Source organism: Planktotalea sp., assembly GCF_039984035.1.
GTDB lineage: Bacteria > Pseudomonadota > Alphaproteobacteria > Rhodobacterales > Rhodobacteraceae > Planktotalea.
On record NZ_JBDWVM010000281.1, the window covers coordinates 1 to 3,474 of the forward strand.

At 53.7% G+C, this 3,474-nt stretch carries 5 protein-coding genes and 1 pseudogene; 5 read left to right on the forward strand and 1 reads right to left on the reverse strand.

Annotation, left to right across the window (positions count from 1 at the left end; genetic code table 11):
- The 4 genes from ABJQ89_RS12850 to ABJQ89_RS12865 form a co-directional block, all read left to right on the forward strand.
- On the forward strand, positions 1–700 hold a 700-nt coding region (locus tag ABJQ89_RS12850; RefSeq protein ID WP_348496613.1), incomplete at its 5' end, for an amidohydrolase.
- Positions 701–702: 2 nt separating this feature from the next.
- Positions 703–1,674, forward strand: a complete 972-nt coding sequence (gene speB / locus ABJQ89_RS12855) for an agmatinase (RefSeq protein ID WP_348496614.1) — start codon at positions 703–705, stop codon at positions 1,672–1,674.
- Entirely contained in the window at positions 1,671–2,612 is a 942-nt protein-coding gene (gene speB, locus ABJQ89_RS12860) for an agmatinase (RefSeq protein WP_348496615.1), read from the forward strand. Before speB (ABJQ89_RS12855) ends, speB (ABJQ89_RS12860) begins: the two co-directional genes overlap by 4 nt.
- Positions 2,613–2,689: 77 nt before the next feature.
- Positions 2,690–3,070, forward strand: a complete 381-nt coding sequence (locus tag ABJQ89_RS12865; protein ID WP_348496616.1) for a DUF1499 domain-containing protein — start codon at positions 2,690–2,692, stop codon at positions 3,068–3,070.
- On the opposite strand, the gene ABJQ89_RS12870 is transcribed toward ABJQ89_RS12865, so the two are convergent.
- A complete protein-coding gene (locus tag ABJQ89_RS12870) occupies positions 3,017–3,301 on the reverse strand; it encodes a hypothetical protein (RefSeq protein WP_348496617.1) in 285 nt (94 codons plus the stop codon). The two genes, ABJQ89_RS12865 and ABJQ89_RS12870, sit on opposite strands and share 54 nt — an antisense overlap.
- Before the next feature lie 64 nt (positions 3,302–3,365).
- Between ABJQ89_RS12870 and ABJQ89_RS12875 the strand changes: the two are divergent.
- A pseudogene (locus ABJQ89_RS12875) lies at positions 3,366–3,474 on the forward strand (peptide chain release factor 1); the annotation flags it as partial.

A 3,474-nucleotide genomic window follows, 5' to 3' on the forward strand; every position in this document is an offset into this window, starting at 1 on the left:
GCAGGTTTACGGCATTCACAACGCGCCGGGTTTTGTCGCGGGGGGGTTTTACACAACGCCGGGCGCAATCATGGCAGCGGTGGATACCTTCCATATCGATATTAAGGGCGTTGGCGGGCACGGTGCGATGCCCCATGAAACCTGCGATCCTGTTATAGCGGCTTGTGGCATTGGGCAGGCGATCCAAACCATCGCGTCGCGCAATCACTACGCGCTTGATGATCTTGTAGTGTCCTTGACGCAGATTCATACGGGCACTGTTGATAACGTCATTCCAGACAGCGCCTATATGAACGGCACTGTGCGCACCTTTGATCCTAAAGTGCAGGACATGGTCGAGCGCCGCTTGGGTGAGATCGTCGCAGGGCAAGCCGCCTCCTATGGGGTGAGCGCTGAGCTCAACTACGAGCGCGGCTATCCCGCCACGATTAATCACGCAAAGGAAGCGTCGCATGCATCTGATATTGCTGAAGAAATATCAGGAATAGAGAATGTTGTTCGAGACTCGGGCCGCGAAATGGGTGCCGAAGATTTCGCCTATATGTTGGAGAAACGCCCCGGCGCTTATCTATTTCTAGGTCAGGGGGAAAGCGCAGGGCTCCATCACCCTGAATACAACTTCAATGATGAGGTTGCCCCCGTCGGCGCCAGTTTCTTTGCGCGTCTCGTTGAACGATCCCAGCCTTTGAAGGGTGCATAGCGATGGCATTGGAAGATGCAAAAACACAAGTAGATCATGCCTTTACACGTGAGAGTTTGCGTGGTTTGAGCAACGAAAACACCTTTGGTGGTGCGACCTCGTTCCTGCGTCGTCGCTATAGCAAAGACCTCACCGGTGTTGATCTGGCGATCACGGGCATTCCTTTTGATCAAGCGACAACAAATCGCACAGGCACGCGCCTTGGCCCACGTGCCATTCGCGAAGCGTCCAGCCTGCAATCTCCTGATGCGCCCTATGGCTGGGGTTATGATCCGCTGAGCGAGCTTAATATCGTCGATTATGGCGACTTGGCCTTTGATTACGCGATGGTCAGCGCATTTCCAGACACCTTGCAGGCCCATATCAAGGGCATCTTGGATGCCGGCGCTGCCAGCATCTGTTTAGGTGGGGATCACTATATTAGTTTCCCGATCCTCAAGGCCTATGCTGAGAAATATGGCCCCTTAAGTTTAATCCAATTCGATGCCCACACGGATACGTGGGAAGATGACAATATGGACCGGATCGACCACGGCACCATGTTTTACAAGGCGATTAAGCTTGGATTAATCGATCCAGAACGCTCTGTATCTATCGGTGTTCGCACGGATAATCCTGATACAATGGGGGTTAACATCCTTGATGCGCGATGGGTGCATGAACATGGTGCGGCAGCTGTTGCCAAGCGCGCAAAAGAGATCGTGGGCGATCATCAGACTTATGTGACCTTTGATATCGACTGCCTTGATCCTGCCTTCGCACCTGGTACTGGAACACCTGTTTGGGGCGGTCTTGCGTCGTGGCAGGCGGCTGCCATCCTGCGCGATTTGGCTGGGATCAACATGGTCGGCGGCGACATCGTAGAAGTCTCACCGCCTTTTGATACCAGCGGCGCAACGGCCATCGCTGGCGCGCATGTGGCGGTGGAGCTTCTGTCTCTATGGGGCTGGAATCATTTGGGAAAAGGAAAATGACCAATCAACCGTTGGGCGGTAACGAGCTTGCGCGTTTTTCTGGCCCGCAAACCTTTATGCGGCTTCCTGCGCATGATGGGCCAGACGGTCTTGATGTCGCGATCTTGGGTATTCCGATGGACATAGGGACAAGTTGGCGCTCTGGCACGCGGTTTGGCCCTAAGCAAATCCGCGAACAAAGCGCGATGATACGCCCCTATAACCTTCAAACAGGCGCTGCGCCTTTTGATAGTTTGAACGTGGGCGATATTGGCGATGTGCCGATCAACACGTTTTCGCTAGAGAAAAGCCTGTCAACGATTACAGAATATTACGATGATCTTCTGAAGTCTGATGCGCTGCCGGTCGCGCTCGGCGGTGATCATTCTTTAACTCTACCCATTCTGCGGAGTATGGCCAAGAAACATGGACCTGTCGCTTTGATCCATGTCGATGCCCATGCGGACGTGAATGAGCATATGTTTGGTGAGCGCGAAACCCACGGCACAGTGTTTCGACGAGCTTATGAAGACGGCTGTTTACAAGCAGATAAGGTCTTTCAAATCGGTCTACGCGGTACCGGATATGGCGCGGATGATTTCACTGAAGCCGCTGGTTGGGGCTTTAATCAATTCCTTGCCCCTGACCTGTGGCACAAGAGCCTTGCACCGCTTGCCACTGACATCAAACAGAAAATTGGCGATCAACCTGTCTACATCAGCTATGATATTGACAGCCTTGATCCAGCCTATGCGCCTGGCACCGGCACGCCCGAAATTGGCGGTCTGACAAGCATGCAAGCGATGGAGCTGATCCGCGGCTTGCGAGGACTCAATATCGTCGGCTGCGATCTGGTCGAAGTCAGTCCACCCTATGATACGTCGGGTAACACGGCGCTTACAGCGGCGAATTTGGTGTACGAGCTCTTGTGCGTTCTTCCAAACGTGGCATATCGATAGTCAGACTATTGACGTGTAAATGTTCTGCGCCACGTCGTCGAAGGTGACGGCGCGGAGGCGAGCAAAAGGAAGTGAAGATGTTTTTTTGGATTGTTCTTGTCTGTCTGATCGTACTGCTTGCCTATATTCGTCTTGCGCCAAGCGACGCTGCGCGCTGGCATGTCTCGCTTGTTGGTAAAACGGAAAAGACATTTGCCGGTGGCGTGATCCGCTCAATCGATGTGGGCATCACCGCCTTGGACAAGGTTGTGCAACAAAGCGGTGCACGCGTGCTCGCAGGAAGCGCTGCAGAGGGGCATGTGACCTACATCGCGCGCACCAAGCTCATTGGCTTCCCTGACTACGTCACGGTGCAGACCGTTGATGGTAAAACAATGATCTACGGGCGTTTGCGCTTTGGCCGCTCAGATCTGGGCGTTAACGGCAAACGTATCGACGCTTGGCTCGCTCAGCTCTGAAGAGAGACACGCAGGGGCCACTTCGCGCCACATCGGGACATTCAGGCTCATCTGACACTGGGCCATGAACATACGCCCATCTACGTGCAAGCAACTCATCTGACCGAGTTCAACGCGCGATCCGGCTTTATCGGTGCAATAACAATCGACGGTTTTCCCACTCGGGCTGGTGACATCGGCCATGGATGCAATGGGAAGCGTCAATACAAATGCTGTCAGGACTTTTCTCATGGGGCTAAGTATATCATAAGCAAGGCATTGCGCCAAATTCGTGCGTTTTTCGGGAGTTATCACCATGGTTCCAATGGACCGCCTCATGCAAATCACTCAGCGATTCGAGTTTCTCGAAGCGAAGATGTCGAGTGGCGCGGATGGCAGTGAAATCGCGGAGCTTGCGCGCGAAT